Source organism: Heyndrickxia sp. NPDC080065 (assembly GCF_050281185.1).
Classification (GTDB): Bacteria; Bacillota; Bacilli; order Bacillales; family Bacillaceae_C; genus Heyndrickxia.
In genome coordinates, this window is the sequence record NZ_JBNNWS010000008.1 from 165,485 (window position 1) to 184,714 (window position 19,230).

The window sequence follows — 19,230 nt, forward strand, 5'->3', positions numbered from 1 at the left end:
AGAATTATGCAAATAAAGATGGGACTAGTGAATGAACTAGCCCCATTTTGATTTTTGTAGAAACAAATCAAACAATGGAAGGTTCATTTTTATCCTTATCATCTCCTTCTGCATTATTAACTTCTTTTTCTAGTTTTTCATCATGAAAAGCTGAGCTGGTTTGTCCAGTAATATTGTCAAAAGGAGTATAGTAATTGTTAATACTTTTTTTCTGGATTAATCGTTTATATAAAACAATACCAATGCTAACCACTATAAATAATGAAAAAACGATTGAAACCCATAACATAATATCCATGATTCGAGCAGCCACCTTTCATTTTTTAGGCTCTTTTCTAATACTTTGTTTCTATTTGTAACAAAGTAAAAATCGGCAGAGATTTTACGCAGTAAATATCTAGTAGGATTTTTACGGTTATTTTTGCACCTATACAAAAAGTATTGGATGAAGAAAAGAGCACGAAACCAATTTAATTAAGTATTAGAGCTGTTTATGAAAAGCAACAATTTTCACCAAAACAGCCTTTTAAAAAGGATTTGTAAAATTTTCTCTTTATTTATATTCTATGTAATTACCTGTTTTCCCTTTCCTTAATGTAACTATTTTGTAACTCCGATTTTTAAAATAGTCTTAACATGTTTGAAGGGAGAGACTAGAGTGGATTGGATTTCGAAAAGAGCATCTTTGTCACCTGATAAAATAGCATTAATTGATATAGAGTACGGAACGAGTTTTACATATAGCAAATTAAATGAATGTGCGAATAGATGGGCAACGTTTTTTTTATCTAGAGAAATAAAGAAAGGGGATCGAATTGCAACAATTGCCCAAAACCAAGCAGAACTCTTTGCAATTATGTTTGCTTGCGGAAAAATCGGCGCGATTTTTGTTCCATTAAATTGGAGGCATTCGAATCATGAATTACAATATATACTTGATGATTCCTCACCAAAGATATTAATCATTAATGAACGATTTACTAATATTGTTCAAAACTTAAATATAGATCAAGTAGTTTCATTATCAGAAATAAACACTAAAAGTAACATTATTGATTTTAATTGTTCGGAAACAATTGATGATTCTGATCCTTGGTTAATGATTTATACAGGTGGAACGACTGGCAAACCTAAAGGGGTAGCTCTTACTCATCTATCGGTTGATTGGAATGCTGTGAATACAATTATTAGTTGGGGGCTATCTAGTGAGGAAATTACCTTAACGTACATGCCGTTATTTCATACAGGTGGGATTAATGCATTATCTATACCAATTTTATTAAATGGAGGAACCGTAGTCATTGGCAATCAATTTGAGCCAAGACAGGCCTTACGTTACTTAAAAAAATATAAATGTACGATCGCATTGTTTGTGCCAACGATGTATCATATGATGCAGCAAACAGAGGAATTTCATCATTTGGATTTTCCTGACATGAAAGTTTTTCTTTCAGGAGGAGCACCCTGTCCATTATCGATTTATGATAAATTTGCTGAGAAAGGCTGGCCGTTTAAGGAGGGGTACGGTTTAACAGAAGCGGGTCCGAATAATTTTTTTATCACACCAGAGGAGGCCATTAAAAAGAAAGGATCTGTAGGGAAGCCAATGATGTTCAATGATATTAAGCTTTTAAAGCCAGATGGGATGGAAGCAGGAGATAATGAGGTTGGGGAATTGCTAATTAATGGGAAGCATTCATTTAAAGGATATTGGAATAATCCATTAGCAACTGCGGAAACTTGGATAAATGGCTGGCTTCATACGGGTGATTTAGCAAAAAGAGACGAAGAAGGGTATTACTATATCGTCGGCAGAAAAAAAGATATGATTATTAGTGGCGGAGAAAATGTGTATCCCCTTGAAATCGAACAGTGGCTTTGTGAACATAGTTCCATTAATGAAGCTGCAGTAGTAGGTATTCCGGACGAAAAATGGGGAGAAAAAGTAATAGCTTTTATCACATTAAAAGAAGTCAGAAAAATAACTGAAGAGGAATTGAAAAATTATTGCTCCCATAAACTAGCAAAATACAAAATTCCAAAATCGTTCATTATTTTAGAGGAATTACCTAAAACAGATGTTGGGAAAATTGATAAAAAGAAATTGCGAAATAATATTTATATATAAATATAAATGAGGAGTAGGATCAGTGTGCAGATTCTACTTTTTTTTGTTTTAGGCTGTTTTCGTAAAGTTTGTTGATTTTTTGGTAATATTCTATTAACAATCTGAGTTGATTGTAGCGGAGGACACTTGACTCCTGCGGGAAAAAGAGGGAAGTGGGAAACCCCACAGGCGGTAACGCCGAGGAGGCTCCCATCCCTCCCCACGGAAAGCAAGTGTCTGGAGCGGAAATCAACGGACTAAGTTTATTGTCTAAAAACAACAATTTATACGAAAAGAGCCTTGTTTTAAGTAACCAGTTATTTCATCCGTGAAAAAATTAAGTTTGTATTATAATAGAAGAATATGAAATTTAAGTAGGAGTTGAAATCATGTCTGTTCGCTTTATTATAGGTCGTTCAGGAACGGGCAAAACAAGGTTTGTTACGGATGAAATTCGAACAAAACTAATGGAAGAGCCGAGTGGTTCATCGATTATATATTTAGTTCCCGATCAAATGACTTTTTTATCTGAATATAGTTTTATTCATACTCCAGGTTTAGGAGGTATGATTCGTACCCAAGTTTTTAGTTTTTCTCGTCTTGCTTGGAGACTTCTTCAAGAAACAGGTGGGATTAGTCGTCTACATATTACGAATGAAGGTTTAAATATGCTCATTCGTAAAATTATTGAAGACAAGAAAGATGAACTTAAGCTTTTTCAGCGTGCTTCTGATAAAACAGGATTTATACAACACGTAGAAATGATGCTTACAGAATTTAAACGCTATTGTATTCAGCCAGAAGACGTTTTAAATATACAAAATGAACTTGATTCTAAAAACAGCTCCAAGTCGCTTGCGGATAAATTACATGATCTAGAATTAATTTATCATGACTTTGAAGAGATATTAGTTGGAAAATATTTAGATTCTGATGATTATTTAAGACTGCTTGCAGACTCTATTCAACACTCTTCTTATTTACAAGGGGCAGAAATATATATTGATGGATTTCACAGTTTTACCCCTCAAGAGTATGTGGTAATCAATCAATTAATGAAAACTTGTAGTCGAGTTACGATAGCAATAACATTGGACAAACCTTTTCCAAATGAATTACCGAATGAACTACATTTATTTCGAATGTCTGGTGAAGCATATTCGACATTATATGGAATGGCGATTGAGAGCGGAGTTTCAATTGAAGAAAATGTCCTCTTAACAGAACCAATCCGTTATGTGCATGAAGGTTTGCGTTATTTGGAAGCGCATTTTGAAAAGCTTCCTGTTCGTCCATTTGAAAATGAACCGAACTTCTTTTTATTTCAAGCAGTAAATCGAAGAGCTGAAATCGAGGCAGTTGCTCGTGAAATTCGTGAGCTTATAAGAATAGAAAACTATCGTTACCAAGATATAGCGGTATTAGTCCGCAATGGTAATGAGTATCAAGAAATGTTGGAAACTTGTTTTTATGATTATGATATACCTTATTTTATTGATCAAAAAAGATCGATGCTTAATCATCCATTAATCGAACTAATACGCTCAACATTAGAAATTATTAATGGTTTCTGGCGTTATGAATCGGTTTTCCGAGCAATAAAAACAGATCTACTCTATCCGTTAAATCATAGTCCTGAAAAACTGAGAGAAAAAATGGATCAGCTTGAAAACTATGTATTAGCCTACGGGATACAAGGGGCAAAGTGGACAAGTAAGGAACGCTGGAAATACCGAAGAATTCGTGGTCTTGAACTAAATCATTTGCCGCAAACAGATAGAGAAAAAGAAATTGAACAAGAACTAAATGAATTACGTGGAATGGTTGCTGCTCCTTTAATAAAACTTTCCAAGAGAATGAGTAAAGGAGGGAGTGGCAGGGAATTATGTGAAGCTCTATTTTTATTCTTGGAGGATTTAGATATCCCTGCTAAGCTTGAAAAACTAAGTAATGAAGCAGGAGAACAAGGCAATTTAATTTTGGCTAGGGAGCATGATCAAGCATGGAATGCTGTAGTTGAATTACTTGATCAATATGTTGAAATACTAGGAGGAGAAAACATTTCGTTAAAGAAATTCGCTTCGATTTTGGATGCAGGTATTGAAGCGATGAAGTTCTCCATTGTTCCACCTGCCATCGATCAAGTATTGGTTGCCAACTTAGAGCTTTCAAGATTATCTGATGTAAAAGCTGCATTTGTGATTGGTTTAAATGACGGAGTGCTGCCTGCGAAAATAAATGAGGACGGCGTTTTAGCTGATTCAGATCGTGAAGAATTGCTCCAATATGGAATGAAAATTGCACCTAGTAGCAAAACGAGATTGCTAGATGAGGAGTTTATCGCTTATAAAGCATTAACGACACCATCACATAAGCTGTATTTATCTTATCCAATTGCAAATGAGGAAGGGAAGGCATTATTGCCATCTCCATATATTAAAAGATTGAAAGAAATGTTCCCGAAATTAGTTGAGAAGATCGTTGTCAATGATCCATCTGAGTTATTGGATGAGTCCGAAATTAATTATATTTCACATCCGAATCGTTCAATTGCTTATTTAACCTCTCAGCTACAGTTAAAAATGCATGGGTATCCAATGCATGATATCTGGTGGGACGTATATAATTATTATTTGGAAAACCCATTGCAAAAACATCGTGTTTTACATGTGTTATCAAGTCTCTTTTATAAAAATCACGCAAAGAAGCTATCAGAAGATATTAGCAAGGACTTATATGGTGAAACGATATTGGCAAGTGTATCGAGAATGGAACTTTTTCATTCGTGCCCCTTTGCTCATTTTGCGGCTCATGGCCTGAAGCTTCATGAGAGGGATATATTCAAGCTTGAAGCACCTGATATTGGTGATCTATTCCATGGTGCACTAAAATGGATCGCTGACGAGCTTCAGAGGAATGGTGTTTCATGGGCAAGTCTTACGAAAGAGCAATGTGAATATTTAGCAAGAAAATCCGTATCGCAGTTAGCACCTTACTTACAACATCAAATTCTTTTAAGCTCGAACCGACACCACTATATTAAACGTAAGCTAGAACAAGTAATCGGTAAAGCGTCGCAAATTTTAAGTGAACATGCGAAAGTAAGTGGATTTGCACCTATTGGTTTAGAACTTGGATTTGGTCCAAAAGCAGTTTTACCACCTTTAACCTTTTCATTAAAAAATGGGACGAAGATGGAATTACAAGGACGGATTGACCGGGTAGACAAAGCTCAGGATGATCATGGAATCTATTTACGAATTATTGATTATAAATCAAGTTCAAGGGAATTAGATTTAAATGAAGTTTATTATGGCTTAGCATTGCAAATGCTTACCTATTTAGATATCGTCGTTTCCCATTCAAAAAATTTAATTGGAACGGAAGGATTGCCTGCGGGTGTTTTGTATTTTCATTTGCATAATCCTATCGTCAAAAGTAATCGTCTTTTAACTTTGGATGAAATCGATGAGGAAATTTTTAAAAGCTTTAAAATGAAAGGACTTCTCCTAGAAGATTCGAATGTGATAAAGCTAATGGATCAAACATTAGAAAGCGGAAAGTCAAAAATTGTCTCGGCAGAAATAAAGAAAGATGGTTCGCTATCAGCACGTTCCCAAGTCGCAAGTAAGGACAATTTTTCACTTATGAGTCATTATGTCAGAAACATATATGAGAAGTCAGGGAATGATATTACATCAGGAACTGTGGATATTGCCCCATACAAACTAAAAAAACGAACTCCTTGTGAGTTTTGTTCGTTTAGGTCTGTGTGTCAATTTGACCAATCATTAGAATCAAATGATTATCGGACATTAACACCTAGGAAGCAGGAAGATATCCTCACACAAATCAGAGAGGAGGTTGCACAAAATGAAAAGATCTATACCATCTAAACCACAAGATGTAACCTGGACCGATGATCAATGGAAAGCAATTATGGCAAAAGGGCAGGATATTTTAGTAGCGGCAGCTGCCGGGTCGGGAAAGACAGCCGTTTTGGTTGAAAGAATCATTAAGAAGATAATTGATGATGAAGACCCGATAGATGTTGATGAGTTATTAGTTGTGACATTTACAAATGCATCTGCTGCTGAAATGAGACATCGGATTGGCAATGCATTGGAGAAAGAAATTAATAATCATCCGAATTCAAGCCGGTTACGAAGACAGCTAAATCTTTTAAATAAAGCTTCTATATCCACCTTGCATTCCTTTTGTTTGGAGGTTATCCGGAAATATTATTACTTGATTGACATCGATCCAAGCTTTAGAATAGCGGACTCCACAGAAGCCGACCTGCTAAGGGATGAGGTATTGGATGAATTATTTGAGGATGAATACGGAAACCAAAATAACGAGCCATTTTATAAAGCAGTAGATACTTTTACGAATGATCGAAGTGATTCCGCATTACAGGACTTAATCCAAAAACTCTATGAATTCTCACGATCACATCCATTCCCAAACAGGTGGCTTGATGATGTGATAGCTATGTATAGTGTGGATGAAACGACAGAAATTGATAGCCTACCATTTATGGATGTTTTGCGTTTTGACATACAACTGCAATTGCAAGCTGCAAAAGAAATGTTGGAGGAAGCATACGAGATGACTCTGCTCCCTGGAGGACCTTCTCCTCGAGCAGAAAATTATTTAGATGATCTAGCCATTATCGAGCGTTTAGTCCAAGCTAGTGAATGTTCTTGGCAAAAATTATATGAAGAAATGAATGCTTGGAACTTTTCTCGAGCGAAAAGTTGTCGAGGGGACGATTTTGACAAAGAGCTTGTTAAGCTAGCAGATGATTTAAGAAAAAATGCGAAAAAGGTTTTAGATAAGCTAAAAGAGGAGCTTTTTTCGAGGAAACCGACAACTTTTTTAAAAGATTTACGTGAAATGAAAGATGTCATTGCAACATTAGTTGAGCTCACAAAAAAATTCTCTATTCGTTTTGCAAATGTCAAAACAGAAAAAGCTTTAGTCGATTTTTCTGATTTAGAACATTATTGCTTACAAATATTATCAGATCCATATTCAAAGCCTGGAGAGCCCACACCTTCTCTTGCAGCGGATGAATACCGTAAACAATTTAAAGAAGTTTTTGTGGATGAATACCAGGATACGAACATGGTTCAAGAAACCATTTTAAATCTTGTAACTTCTGATACAGAGCATGATGGAAATCTGTTTATGGTTGGTGATGTTAAACAATCAATCTATCGTTTCCGACTAGCTGAGCCAAATTTATTTTTAAGCAAATATAATCGATTTACTTCGGAAGGGGAGGAAACTGGGTTACGAATTGATTTATCACAAAATTTCCGAAGTCGATTCGAAGTTTTGGCAGGGACAAATTTTTTATTTAAACAAATCATGGGAACTGCTGTCGGTGAAATTGAGTATGACAAGCAAGCAGAGCTGGTTAAAGGTGCCTCTTACCCTGAAGATGAGTCATATCCTGTTGAACTAGTAGTTATTAATCAGGCCGATGAAATAGCAGCGGAGGATGATGATAATGAATCAATGTCCGATGATTTTGATAAGGTGGAATTAGAACAGTCACAATTGGAAGCTCGTTTTATGGCGAGAAAGATTAAAAGATTAATTGAGGAAAAAGAACCGATCTTTAATCCGAAGACTGGAACCTATCGTCCCATTCAATATCGTGATATAGTGATCCTTTTACGCTCGATGCCTTGGGCTCCCGAAATTATGGAGCAATTCAAACTTGAAGGAATCCCGATTTATGCGAATCTTTCAACTGGATACTTTGATGCAACTGAAATTAGCATCATGCTATCACTTTTGAGGGTTATCGATAATCCTTATCAAGACATCCCTATTGCTTCAGTATTGAGATCACCTATTTGTGGACTTGATGAAGAGGATCTGTCAATCATTCGTATTCAGTCCAAACAAGGGACGTTTTATGAGGCTTTAAAAAATTTTACGGAAATAAAACCTGCAGTAGAAAATGAAGAGCTTCATGAAAAGCTAAGCATATTTATTGAAAAGCTGAATAATTGGAGACGTATAGCTCGGCAAGGAGCTCTGTCAGATCTCATTTGGCAGTTGTATAGGGATACGAACTTCTTTGACTTTGTAGGAGGGTTACCAGGCGGGAAACAGCGGCAGGCCAATCTTCGAGCATTTTATGATCGGGCACGCCAATATGAAGCAACCTCATTCCGTGGATTGTTCCGTTTTCTCCGTTTTATTGAGAGAATGCAGGAACGGGGAAATGATTTAGGTACGGCTCGAGCACTTAGTGAGCAGGAAGATGTGGTAAAACTAATGACCATTCACTCAAGTAAGGGACTCGAATTTCCAGTCGTCTTTGTAGCCGGCCTATCGAGAAAGTTTAATATGATGGACATTAATCATTCCTATTTGTTTGATAAGGAATTTGGGTTTGCGAGCAAATATGTGAATGCAGATAAGCGAATAACCTATCCGTCATTACCTCAGTTAGCATTCAAGAGAAAGAAAAAATTAGAAACGATTTCAGAAGAGATGCGTGTACTATATGTTGCCTTGACTAGAGCAAAGGAAAAGCTTATTCTTGTCGGTTCGGTAAAAAATGCTGAAAAAGCGATAAAAAAATGGGGAAAAACATTAAACCATACAGAATGGCTATTAAAGGATAGCTTACGTGCTCAAGCATCGTCTTATTTAGATTGGATTGGACCAGCCTTAATTCGTCATCATTGCAGCGAAGACATTTATATAGATGGTTTATACAGAAATCCTCTAATTTCTGATGAAATAATTTTACATCCTTCAAGCTGGCATGTTGAAATATTGGAAAAGGGAAGCTTAGTCGAAAGTACTAAGGACCATGAGGAAACTACTGATGATTGGCTCGACATCATCAAGGCTGGAAAAACAATAAACATTCATTCAGAACAGAATGAGGATATTTTTGAGCGATTAACTTATCAATATCCACACCAGTCTTCAACGGTAAAACGTTCCAAGCAGTCTGTTTCTGAGCTGAAACGACTTTATGAAATCAAAGATGAATCAGCAAGTACAGATATTATCCGTAAATATAATAAGCCAATTATGAATCGACCTCGTTTTATGAGGGAAAAGTTCATTACACCTGCTGAGCGTGGGACAGCTATGCATATGGTGATGCAGCATATTCCATTTGATAACATACCAACTAAGGATTCACTCCAGGGTTTGTTGGAGGTAATGGTAAGAAAAGAATTGCTTACAATGGATCAAATGAATGCAATTGATACCGAGCAAATATTGCGGTTTTTTTCAACAGAAATTGGCCGTCAAATGCTGGAGGCCCAAAAGATTCAAAAAGAAGTTCCCTTCAGTATGGCGATAGATGCAGGAGAATTGTATGCAAATGAGCATTTTGATACAGAAAAGGTTCTTGTTCAAGGTGTGATCGATTGTATCTTCGAAAATAATCAAGGAATTTATCTTCTTGATTATAAAACGGATGGGATACATGATCGATTTAAAGGTGGCTTTGATGAAGCAAAACCGATATTAGAAAACAGATACCGTGTTCAAATTGACTTATATGAAAGAGCTATCACACAAATATTGGAAAAAGAGGTAGCTGGAAAATATCTTTATTTCTTTGATGGTGGTCATTTGATAAGTATGTAAGTAAGATTTCGAATTTCCTTTAGTAAGAGGCTGACCTATTAGTTTTAGGTCAGCCTCTTTTTATCGTTTAGGAAATTATAAAATATTCGCACTGTGGATAACTTTATAAAGAGCGAAGTTTACGTCTAGCTCCAGCGCCTATCGGCTAGCGGATTTCTCCGTCTCCTCTCTACGATAAGTCAACATCGGCTCGTGAACTACCTCACCGTGTTTCCTTTATCTCAGTCGAAGACTACAAAATCCGTACGCCGATGAGCAAGGCGCTTGCGCTTTTGTTCTGACAGAATGATATTATAGGCGAAAACCCCATTTTAAGTAAAGATAAGCTCTTTTCCTAAATAAACGAATAGCATGTAATTGGGTAAAATAATCTTCTTCAAAAGGCAGGTGAAAAAACATGTATCCTGATATGAGAGACTGGATGATGCATCCTTATGGAATGGGAATGGGATATACCTCACCATATCATATGATGGGATATGGATATCCTTCTTACGGTATGGATCCTTGTTGCGGGTATCAGCATTATCCAATGCACTTCCACCATCCACATCATTACCATCATCACCACCACCCAGATATGATACAGAAACAAGCACAAGCAATGATGGTAAATATGCATGGAATGCCAGGTATGATGCATCATAACTAAAAAGATCTGAGGAGGCCTCTATTTGCTCGAGTCAAATGGAGGTTTTTTGTGCGTTTGGCAGCACGATCCACTATAGTATGATAATCGACCGATGATGTCAGATATTCGTGGCAGTAGATATGTAGAACAAAGTGTCGATTTACTGCACTTTGTATAATCTAAATGCTTTTTTAATATTCATGGAAAATTCTCGTTTGGATACCTTTCCTATTGTTGAACAAATAAAAATAGCACCCAGTATAAAGTGTTTTAAACGTAAAACACTTTAAGAGTGCTCAGGAAACATAGATAAAATTAGATTAAATAAGCTAGGCATTCCCAATAATTGGTTGATCTAGTAGGTCAGTATCTAATGTGGAGGTAATATTAAAGTTGTTATTCACTATAAAAAGTTTTCCAGTATTATTCGAACCTGAGCCAACAGCAACTGTAAAACTGCTTTTAGGAGAAACTAAAATTGAATCCCCCAATTGATAAACTCCTTGATCAACACGAATGACTTGTAAAGCTCCTACAACAGCTGGCATTAGACAACACTCTTTTCCAAAGTTATTTTTATGGTAGTTTATGTTTTGAGTGTATTTTTTGTGTTTTTTTTATTTTAAAGCCCGATAAAATCCCGACAAATAGGGGGATTGAATAGAGATTGAAATAAAAGAAATCGAAAATAAAAGAAATTGGCCTATTCGCCAATTTCCTCTTATCCTATCTCAAATCTCTAATTTAAACTAGGCATTCCCAGCAATCGGCTGATCTACAAGCTTTGTATCAAATGTGGTGTTGATACTAAAAGCATTATTCACCATAAAAAGTGCTCCCGTATTGACCGCACCCGAGCCGGTAGAAGTTTTTGCACCACTTTTTGGAGAAATCCAAGCTACATCCCCAAAATGTACAACTCCGCCTTCAACGTTAACGATTTGTGAAGCTCCGAGTATTGCTGGCATTAGTCAACACCCTTTTCTATGTTATTAGTGTAGTCTATGTTTTAAGATTGTGTTTCGTGTTTAGTTTTCTATCTATTTTTAAGCTGACGAGTATGGTGGACTCTTGCTTCGAGATATACATCATTGGTACTTCCAACATGGAATATCGCACTAGCGGACATACCGATAATCCTCACAAAAGGAACATGGATAGATGGCTCGGCATTATAAATATTAAAATTGATCTTTTCTAAAATCGGCGGGATTGGAATCGGTTCTGTAAAATTCCCAAAATTATCATATTCAGATTCGATACCATAAAACAATTCCTGCTCTCTCTGTAAGGCAAAAACTTTCGCAATAGCATTGATTTGTGATGAATCACCAATTTGTACAATTGATCCATGGACAATATCATTAATGACAATATTATCTACAAACGAATTTCGTTTTACCATTTTATTATTTCGAAGTAAAAGGTGTTAAAGGTCCGACAATCAGTGATTCGGCAGGTGTATCAAATGTAGTTGCTTGCTGAACTGTTTCAGCGTCCCCAATGATAAAAAGTGCGGAGGTCGCTAAACCAATAATGTGTACTGACCCTACGTTAACTTCCCTGTTAATGACATTAAGCTCCATTAGGTTCATCTCCGTTTCTATTTTGTGGCAGTTTAGATATAAACATAAAGACCGCTTGATCGATATCTGTTTTCATTCTTGAAAATGCTTGTTCAAGTAGCTCTTCCTCTGATAAATTTCCGAGATTTTCTTTGGCTAACAAATTAACAAAATAATCAACCCGTCCGGGTAACTGTTTTTGCAAATCTTCAATAATAAAATCCTCATATTGCTTTTCAAGATTCATCCCTAGCTGTTGTTCTGTGTCATGAATGACTGTTTTCACTCTTTTATTAATATACAGATTAAGCCTATTTAGTAAATTTTGTTTAAATGCGGGATTAGTGACAATAGAACTATGTGTTGGGGAGGCAGGGACATCTATATCATCAATATTATTTAAATCAGCAGGATTAAGACCGATGTTTAATGTTCCATCCAGCTTTTCTATTTTTAATTGATCAAATTTATATTCTAAACGCTCGACATTAATAGGTGGCTTTTCTTTGAGAGATTCAATATCCTTTGTTAAAGTGTCTATTTTTTTCTCAAATTTGGAAAGTTTTTTTTGCTGGTATCGAATATATTGATACAATTGCTGGATATGTCTATTGTAATCAATCAATGAATAAACCTCCGTTTCTTCATTATGATCTTTTTGAAATATTTTATTTACTCATCTTCATCATCGTTTCTAAGTGGAACTAATATCGGTGTTTCAGGTGGTGCAGCAGGAGTTACTTCAGCCGAAACTTCTGTAGGTACTCCCCCAGCAACTGGTGCAGGACCAGTAAAACATCCTGTATCAAACAAATGGGAAACGGGTTTAATAATTCCTGCTGTACCGATTTGAAAAACAGATGAGTTCGTAATTCCTCCGATTTTTATCATGCGAATTTGGATGTTTTGTTGCACATAAATTTTCATTTGATCACCTAATTATAAAAATACAGATTACAAGTTAAAGAATTGTCCTTGATCCACGACATCATTATCTAAAGTGTTTGTTGCGGATTGATGATTTTCGATGGCTAAGGTTTCACCTGTATTAAATGAACCCGCCCCAGCAAAAGTTTTTGTAGTTGAAACTGGGTGGACTTGAAAAACATCCCCAATGTGAAAAACACCGCCCGAAGTAATATTCATGACTTGAACGGCCCCGACAAACGCTGGCATAACCGTTCACATCCTTATTACTAATTCAAATGAATTGTTATTACATGAAATATCATATGATAGGAAAAATGAAAGGTGATTAATTAGCCTAATTGGTTAAGTCATTGTAAAATAAATACATAGTGAGTCACAGGCCCGAAAAAGAGGGAGTGTGGAATCAAATTTGTAGTAAGATGGTGGTAAAATGGATGATCAGTTATATCCGACACAATTAAATGAACGAATTTCTTCATTAGATGTGTTAAGGGGCTTTAGTTTACTAGGGATTTTTCTCATTAATATGATGTCATTTCAATCTCCAATACTATATTATGATCCTCATCAATGGTGGAAAGATGCTGATCAATCGTTGTTTGAATGGATTCAAATATTTGTACAGGCAAGTTTTTATCCTATTTTTGCAATGATGTTTGGGTACGGACTAGTCCTATTGAGGGAGAAGACCATCAGAAAAGGGATGATATATAACAAAATAGTGTCGAAGAGATTATTAACATTATTAGTAATCGGAATCATTCATGCATTTTTCATATGGTCGGGTGACATATTAATTAATTATGCATTATTTGGTTTCCTCCTGATTCCCATGCTCAAATGGTCTGGGAAGGTGTTAATGGCAGCAGGATTAGCTATATTTTTCATTCCCAATATGTTATTTAGTTTACTGTTAATGATAACGGCAATTATTTCGGGGCAAGATGTTAGCACGTTTTCTGACATAAATAGTGTCACTAAATCAATTGAAACATACGCAACAGGAAGCTATTGGGATATTACGATTCAGCGATTTATCGATTGGTATATGGTAAATGGAACGGAAAATATCGTATTTTTGTTAATTTCCATTATACCTTTAATGATGATTGGTGCAGGAGCTGCGAAATTATCATGGTTACAAAAAGCCCATTTAGAGAAAAAGAAATGGTCCATCATTCTATGTATTTCAATTCTTCTAGGTGTATGTTTAAAATCGCTCCCATCATTAATCGATTCGAATCTAGCATACCATTACATACAGCAGACATTAGGGGGAACGATTTTAAGCTTCGCATATATTTCTCTTATTATTCTTTTAACGACAAACATCTTAACAAAAAAAGTATTGAGCCCTTTTGCTTCAGCAGGTAGAATGTCTTTAACCATTTATTTAACTCAATCGATTGTAGGGACACTAATATTTTACAGCTATGGCTTAGGTTTATATAGTAAGATGACATTAGGTACAAGTATGTTATTAGCCATTATTATCTTTTTTATACAAGTTGTTGTAGCAGAAATATGGTTTTCAAAATTTAAATATGGCCCGATGGAAAAAGTGTGGCGCTTTTTTACCTATGGCAAAGGGGTTTAAATTCAAAATTATTATTGAATGAGGGGGATTAAGAATGAAATTTGTCAGCTATGAATGTAATGGTTTGGAACAATACGGAATTGTGGATGATCAAACAGGAGATATTTTGAATTTATCACAGATTGCTATTATAAAAGAAATTGATGATTTCCCGTTAACGCTATTGGAAGGTATTAAACAAGGAGATCATTTTATTACAACGATCCAGAAAGTCATGGATAGTCTAGAGCAGGACTACAGTTCCTTTTTATTAAAAAAAGATTCCTTAAAATGGCTGTCCCCAATCTCCCATCCACCTAAAAATGTAATATGTGTAGGAAAGAACTACCGTGAACATGCGATTGAAATGGGAAGTGAGGCTGATATTCCTGAGCATGTAATGATCTTTACAAAGGCAACTACAGCAATCACAGGACATTTATCTAATATTGATTTACATTCAGAGGTTACGAGTGAACTAGATTATGAAGGTGAGTTAGCAGTTGTCATTGGGAAGGGTGGAAAAAATATATCTGAATCAGATGCTTTAAAGCATGTGTTCGGGTATACGATTTTAAATGATATAACAGCAAGAGATTTACAAAAACGTCATAAACAATTTTTTATTGGAAAGAGTTTGGACACATCATGCCCGATTGGTCCATGGATCATTCATCATTCACAAATTAAGAACCCGAATAACTTAGATATCACAACAAAAGTAAATAATGAAGTCCGTCAAAATTCTAATACAAAACATTTCATCTTTCCAATAGAAGAGGTTATTTCAACTCTTTCAAAAGGAATGACTTTAGAGCCAGGTGATATTATCGCGACCGGAACTCCAGCTGGGGTAGGAAAAGGGTTCAAGCCGCCAATATTTTTGAAAAGAAATGATCAAATTGATATTACTATCGAAGGTATTGGAACTTTGACAAATAAGGTACAATAAACTATGTTCCATTTCATTACAGTTATACTTGTGATAAGATAGTTGAAACAAATGAATAGAGGAGGAAGAAGAAATGTATACTACACATGCCCATATTACAACGTGGGTCGTTGCCCTTATTTTGTTTTTCGTTGCCCTGGCACTTTATAAGAGCGGGAATTCAAAAGGCTCTAAAATTGTTCATATGATATTACGCTTATTCTACATACTTATTATCGTGACAGGTGCTTTTTTATTTTTTAAATTTCAATCAATCGATCCAGCTTTGTACGGGATCAAGATGCTTGATGGATTACTTGTAATCGGAATGCTTGAAATGATATTAGTTCGATTAAAAAAAGGAAAAGGTACAGGTCTTTTCTGGATATTAATGATTATTTTCTTTATAATCGCCCTTTACTTAGGTTTCGTTAAACTTCCTTTATAATTGGAACTATTTGAATTAAAAGAAGCGTTAAAGTAGAAGTAAAATGCTTTAACGCTTCTTTGCTTTTCAAGTCCTTTGTCTTCTATATTTATTTACACATTTTATCAATGATTAATCTCTTCCCAGTACTCAATGTAAATTCAAATCGATCCTTTTTTTCATTTTCATAATGAAAGTGATGATGTACAGATAAGACGATTTCGCCATTGTCAAAAATAAGTATATTTACTCCTTTTTTGTTTGCAGTTGTTTCCAAAAATGAAAGATGATTATGACTAAATATACAGTCATAAATAGAAAATTCAAGAGTGTTCAATGTATTGATAAACTGTAAAAATGCTTCATCTTCCAATTCATCAAGTAACATATCGAGAGAGAAAACAATTTGTTTTCTTATCCGAAGCTTCATCTTATCCAAAAGAAAGATCGTTTCGGTTTTATGTGTAAAGCGCCCATCTTCCTCTAAAATTCCTTTTATCCATTTATGGTGAAGATAAATTTCAATCTCTTGATCGACATAATGCTCAAGCATTGTCGCCACATCTGATTCTTCGTCAAAGAATACCCACTGATCATTAATATTTTCAATAACACCTTCCAAAAAGGCCCTTGATTGATGCTCTATTAGCTGCATTCTCTGTAACTGATCCATCAAAACAACCTCCCTTTCATCGACCCTCTAACAACGTTTTAGACAAATAATTACTAATTCATACATGATCCATGACTTAAATCATGTAAAAAGAAATCGGCTAAATCCCCGATTTTCTCAACTCTAAACTCCAACTTCTAATTTCTGGTTCAAATGTGTCATATAAATTTCAAATTTATCTACAATTTTTCTTTAATTTTTTTGTATTGGTTTGACGTTAGTAACTAGAAAGGATAATCTTAATTCGTGATGAAATATTTTGGAGGGCGGATAAATGTTAAAAAAAGTGATGGCATTTTGTTTAATTCCGTTTCTTCTTTTTTATGCTGTACCCGCAAGTGCAAACGAAAAGGAAGATCGAAGTTGGCAGGATGAAACGATATATTTTTTAATGATCGACCGATTTAATAATGGTGACGCTACTAATGACTATAATGTGAGAGTACGTGACCCATTAGGTTTTCAGGGTGGAGATTTTCAAGGTATAATTGACAAACTAGATTACCTAAAAGATCTAGGTTTTACCACAATTATGCTGACACCAATCTTTGAAAATGATGATAAGGGTTACGACGGATATAGAATTAAAGATTTTTACAAAACAGATAAGCATTTCGGGTCGATTAAAACATTCACTAAGCTTGTAGATGAAGCTCATAAACGTAAAATGAAAGTGATAATGGATTTCCCAACAAATCAAGTAAGTTCGGAAAATCCTTTAGTTAATGATCCATCTAAAAAGGATTGGTTTAAAGAAAAAACTGAGGGGAGTTTACTATCTTTAAATCAAGATAATCCTCAAGTAAATCAGTATTTAATAGATACAGCTAAATGGTGGATTAATAAAACAGATATCGATGGATATTATTTAAGTAAAGCTGATCAATCCCCAACCGGATTTTGGAAGCAATTTTCCACGGCGGTAAAATCGGTTAAAAGTGACTTTTACCTACTAGGTGAAGTAAATACAAAGCAATCTAGTGAAATTAAGAAATATGCGGAAGCGGGTTTTGATGGATCTTTAGATATCGCATTAAATCAAGTAATCCGTAATGCATTTTCAAATATTAATGAACCAATTAAGCCGGTTCTCACTGTTGAAGATAAAAATAGTAAGGAATACGCTAACCCATCGTTAATGGGAGCATTTTTCGATAATCATAATATGAAGCGGTTTACAAGGGATATGGTGGGCCATAATCAATTTCCAGGAACTCGCTGGAAGCTTGCTTTAACTTATTTATATACACAGCCTGAAATTCCTATCGTCTATTACGGAACTGAAATTGCTGTAGATGGAGGAGATACTCCTGATAATCGAAAGATGATGAATTTCAGAACGGAAAAAGAATTGATAGATTACATGACAATGATTGGTGAAATTCGCCAAGAGCAGCCAGCATTAACGAGAGGTACTATGAAAACCATCTATGAAAAAGGTGGTTTGGTTGTGTACAAAAGGGAGTATAAGGATAAAGTAAATTATATTGCCATTAACAATACGGATAAAACTCAAGTAGCATATATATCCGATGAACAATTAAAAAATAAAGAATTAAGAGGATTAATAGGTGCCGGTATTGTTCGTTCTGAAAATGGAACATTCAAAATTGCGCTCGAGCGAGAAACCTCCGAAATATATAATGTCGTTGAAAAAACAGGCATAAACTTTATGTTTATAGCAATATTAGTTGCTATCTGGATTGCTTTCTTTGCTTTCTTGTACATCGTTTGGAAACGCGGTAAAGAGAAAAAAATTAAATAATGATTTGAAAGAAATAACCTGCTCTTTAAAAGTCGGCAGGTTATTTTTTATTAAGAGAGGTCCAATTAATTTTTTTGATATTACCCATTCACCACTGTTCCTCCATTAACATGCATAATTTGGCCTGAGACATAACTTGAATCATCTGATGCTAAATAGACATATGCAGGTGCAAGTTCATAAGGTTGTCCAGGTCTAGACATCGGAGTGGTTGAACCAAACTGTTCAACTTCTTCAGCTGTAAAGGTTGATGGTATAAGTGGAGTCCAAATAGGACCCGGTGCCACTCCGTTTACACGAATGCCTTTAGGAGCTAATGAAAGGGCAAGAGATCTAGTAAAAGAAACAATAGCTCCCTTGGTTGCGGAATAATCAAGCAATGTTTTATGACCTTTATAGGCAGTGATTGATGTAGTATTAATTATCGTACTTCCTTTTATTAAATGGGGAAGTGCAGCTTGTGTCATGTAAAAATATGAAAAAACATTCGTTTGAAAGGTTTTAGTTAATTGTTCAGATGTGATATTTAGGATACTTTGTTGAGGATGCTGCTCCGCACAATTATTCACTAAAATATCTAATTGTCCAAATTGGCTGATAACCTGTTGTACAACTGACTTACAATGTTTTTCATCTCCTAAATCCCCTCGTAAAAGTAAACATTTCCGACCTTCTTTTTCCACTAGTTCTTTTGTTGTTTCAGCATCTTCGTCTTCATTTAAATAACAGATACCAATATCTGCACCTTCCTTGGCGAAGTAGATTGCAACTGCTCTCCCAATTCCGCTATCTCCTCCGGTAATAATCGCAGCTTTTCCTGAAAGCTTTCCGCTTCCTTTATAGGAAGGGTAAATAGATTTTGGTAGAGGATTCATTTCGGATTCAATTCCAGGCTGTCTGTTTTGATGTTGTTTAGGTAAAGTTTTTTTCTTTTGTTGATTAGACATCTTACTCGCTCCATTTCTTGTTAAAATAATGATAAAGGGG

18 protein-coding genes are annotated in these 19,230 nt (G+C 35.3%); 8 read left to right on the top strand and 10 right to left on the bottom strand.

What is annotated here, in order from left to right; genetic code table 11:
* Window positions 1–67: 67 nt before the first annotated feature.
* The gene (locus ACQKP0_RS11455) at window positions 68–298 is read right to left on the bottom strand and encodes a DUF3951 domain-containing protein (protein WP_427405976.1); all 231 of its coding nucleotides are present in this window, start codon (window positions 296–298) and stop codon (window positions 68–70) included.
* 360 nt (window positions 299–658) lie between these two features.
* On the opposite strand from ACQKP0_RS11455, the gene ACQKP0_RS11460 reads away from it, so the two are divergent.
* From ACQKP0_RS11460 to ACQKP0_RS11475, 4 genes are all read left to right on the top strand, one after another.
* A complete protein-coding gene (locus ACQKP0_RS11460) occupies window positions 659–2,128 on the top strand; it encodes an acyl-CoA synthetase (protein ID WP_427405977.1) in 1,470 nt (489 codons plus the stop codon).
* A gap of 368 nt (window positions 2,129–2,496) precedes the next feature.
* Window positions 2,497–6,003, top strand: a complete 3,507-nt coding sequence (addB, locus tag ACQKP0_RS11465) for a helicase-exonuclease AddAB subunit AddB (RefSeq protein WP_427405978.1) — start codon at window positions 2,497–2,499, stop codon at window positions 6,001–6,003.
* On the top strand, window positions 5,981–9,745 hold the full coding sequence (gene addA, locus ACQKP0_RS11470) for a helicase-exonuclease AddAB subunit AddA (protein ID WP_427405979.1): 3,765 nt from the start codon (window positions 5,981–5,983) through the stop codon (window positions 9,743–9,745). The genes addB and addA overlap by 23 nt, the downstream gene beginning before the upstream one ends.
* A 397-nt stretch (window positions 9,746–10,142) precedes the next feature.
* Window positions 10,143–10,397, top strand: coding sequence for a hypothetical protein (locus ACQKP0_RS11475; RefSeq protein ID WP_427405980.1), 255 nt, complete (start codon window positions 10,143–10,145; stop codon window positions 10,395–10,397).
* 308 nt (window positions 10,398–10,705) lie between these two features.
* Here the strand turns inward: ACQKP0_RS11475 and ACQKP0_RS11480 are convergent, their stop codons facing one another.
* From ACQKP0_RS11480 to ACQKP0_RS11510, 7 genes are all read right to left on the bottom strand, one after another.
* The gene (locus tag ACQKP0_RS11480; RefSeq protein ID WP_427405981.1) at window positions 10,706–10,924 is read right to left on the bottom strand and encodes a spore germination protein; all 219 of its coding nucleotides are present in this window, start codon (window positions 10,922–10,924) and stop codon (window positions 10,706–10,708) included.
* 201 nt (window positions 10,925–11,125) lie between these two features.
* Window positions 11,126–11,344, bottom strand: a complete 219-nt coding sequence (locus ACQKP0_RS11485) for a spore germination protein (protein WP_427405982.1) — start codon at window positions 11,342–11,344, stop codon at window positions 11,126–11,128.
* A 68-nt stretch (window positions 11,345–11,412) separates the two neighbouring features.
* Entirely contained in the window at window positions 11,413–11,781 is a 369-nt protein-coding gene (locus ACQKP0_RS11490) for a spore germination protein GerPE (RefSeq protein ID WP_427405983.1), read from the bottom strand.
* Window positions 11,782–11,785: 4 nt separating this feature from the next.
* Window positions 11,786–11,962 carry a spore gernimation protein GerPD gene (locus ACQKP0_RS11495; protein ID WP_427405984.1) on the bottom strand — a complete coding sequence of 59 codons (177 nt, stop codon included), beginning with the start codon at window positions 11,960–11,962 and terminating at the stop codon, window positions 11,786–11,788.
* Window positions 11,952–12,566 carry a spore germination protein GerPC gene (gene gerPC, locus ACQKP0_RS11500; protein WP_427405985.1) on the bottom strand — a complete coding sequence of 205 codons (615 nt, stop codon included), beginning with the start codon at window positions 12,564–12,566 and terminating at the stop codon, window positions 11,952–11,954. The genes ACQKP0_RS11495 and gerPC overlap by 11 nt, the downstream gene beginning before the upstream one ends.
* Before the next feature lie 47 nt (window positions 12,567–12,613).
* The gene (locus ACQKP0_RS11505; RefSeq protein ID WP_427405986.1) at window positions 12,614–12,868 is read right to left on the bottom strand and encodes a spore germination protein GerPB; all 255 of its coding nucleotides are present in this window, start codon (window positions 12,866–12,868) and stop codon (window positions 12,614–12,616) included.
* 27 nt (window positions 12,869–12,895) lie between these two features.
* Complete coding sequence (locus tag ACQKP0_RS11510; protein WP_427405987.1) at window positions 12,896–13,117, bottom strand: spore germination protein; 222 nt, start codon at window positions 13,115–13,117, stop codon at window positions 12,896–12,898.
* A gap of 184 nt (window positions 13,118–13,301) precedes the next feature.
* On the opposite strand from ACQKP0_RS11510, the gene ACQKP0_RS11515 reads away from it, so the two are divergent.
* The 3 genes from ACQKP0_RS11515 to ACQKP0_RS11525 all read left to right on the top strand — a co-directional run bounded on the left by ACQKP0_RS11515 (window position 13,302) and on the right by ACQKP0_RS11525 (window position 15,826).
* Window positions 13,302–14,468 (top strand): DUF418 domain-containing protein, encoded by a 1,167-nt coding sequence (locus ACQKP0_RS11515; protein ID WP_427405988.1) that lies wholly within the window; start codon window positions 13,302–13,304, stop codon window positions 14,466–14,468.
* A 34-nt stretch (window positions 14,469–14,502) separates the two neighbouring features.
* Window positions 14,503–15,399, top strand: a complete 897-nt coding sequence (locus tag ACQKP0_RS11520) for a fumarylacetoacetate hydrolase family protein (protein WP_427405989.1) — start codon at window positions 14,503–14,505, stop codon at window positions 15,397–15,399.
* Between the two features lie 73 nt (window positions 15,400–15,472).
* Window positions 15,473–15,826 (top strand): YisL family protein, encoded by a 354-nt coding sequence (locus tag ACQKP0_RS11525; RefSeq protein WP_427405990.1) that lies wholly within the window; start codon window positions 15,473–15,475, stop codon window positions 15,824–15,826.
* A gap of 88 nt (window positions 15,827–15,914) precedes the next feature.
* Here the strand turns inward: ACQKP0_RS11525 and ACQKP0_RS11530 are convergent, their stop codons facing one another.
* Window positions 15,915–16,478 (bottom strand): DUF2777 family protein, encoded by a 564-nt coding sequence (locus ACQKP0_RS11530; RefSeq protein ID WP_427405991.1) that lies wholly within the window; start codon window positions 16,476–16,478, stop codon window positions 15,915–15,917.
* Window positions 16,479–16,752: 274 nt separating this feature from the next.
* Between ACQKP0_RS11530 and ACQKP0_RS11535 the strand changes: the two genes are divergently transcribed.
* Window positions 16,753–18,243 carry an alpha-amylase family glycosyl hydrolase gene (locus ACQKP0_RS11535; RefSeq protein ID WP_427405992.1) on the top strand — a complete coding sequence of 497 codons (1,491 nt, stop codon included), beginning with the start codon at window positions 16,753–16,755 and terminating at the stop codon, window positions 18,241–18,243.
* Window positions 18,244–18,323: 80 nt separating this feature from the next.
* Here ACQKP0_RS11535 and ACQKP0_RS11540 read toward each other — a convergent pair whose 3' ends face one another.
* Entirely contained in the window at window positions 18,324–19,190 is an 867-nt protein-coding gene (locus ACQKP0_RS11540) for an SDR family oxidoreductase (RefSeq protein WP_427405993.1), read from the bottom strand.
* Between the last annotated feature and the right edge of the window lie 40 nt (window positions 19,191–19,230).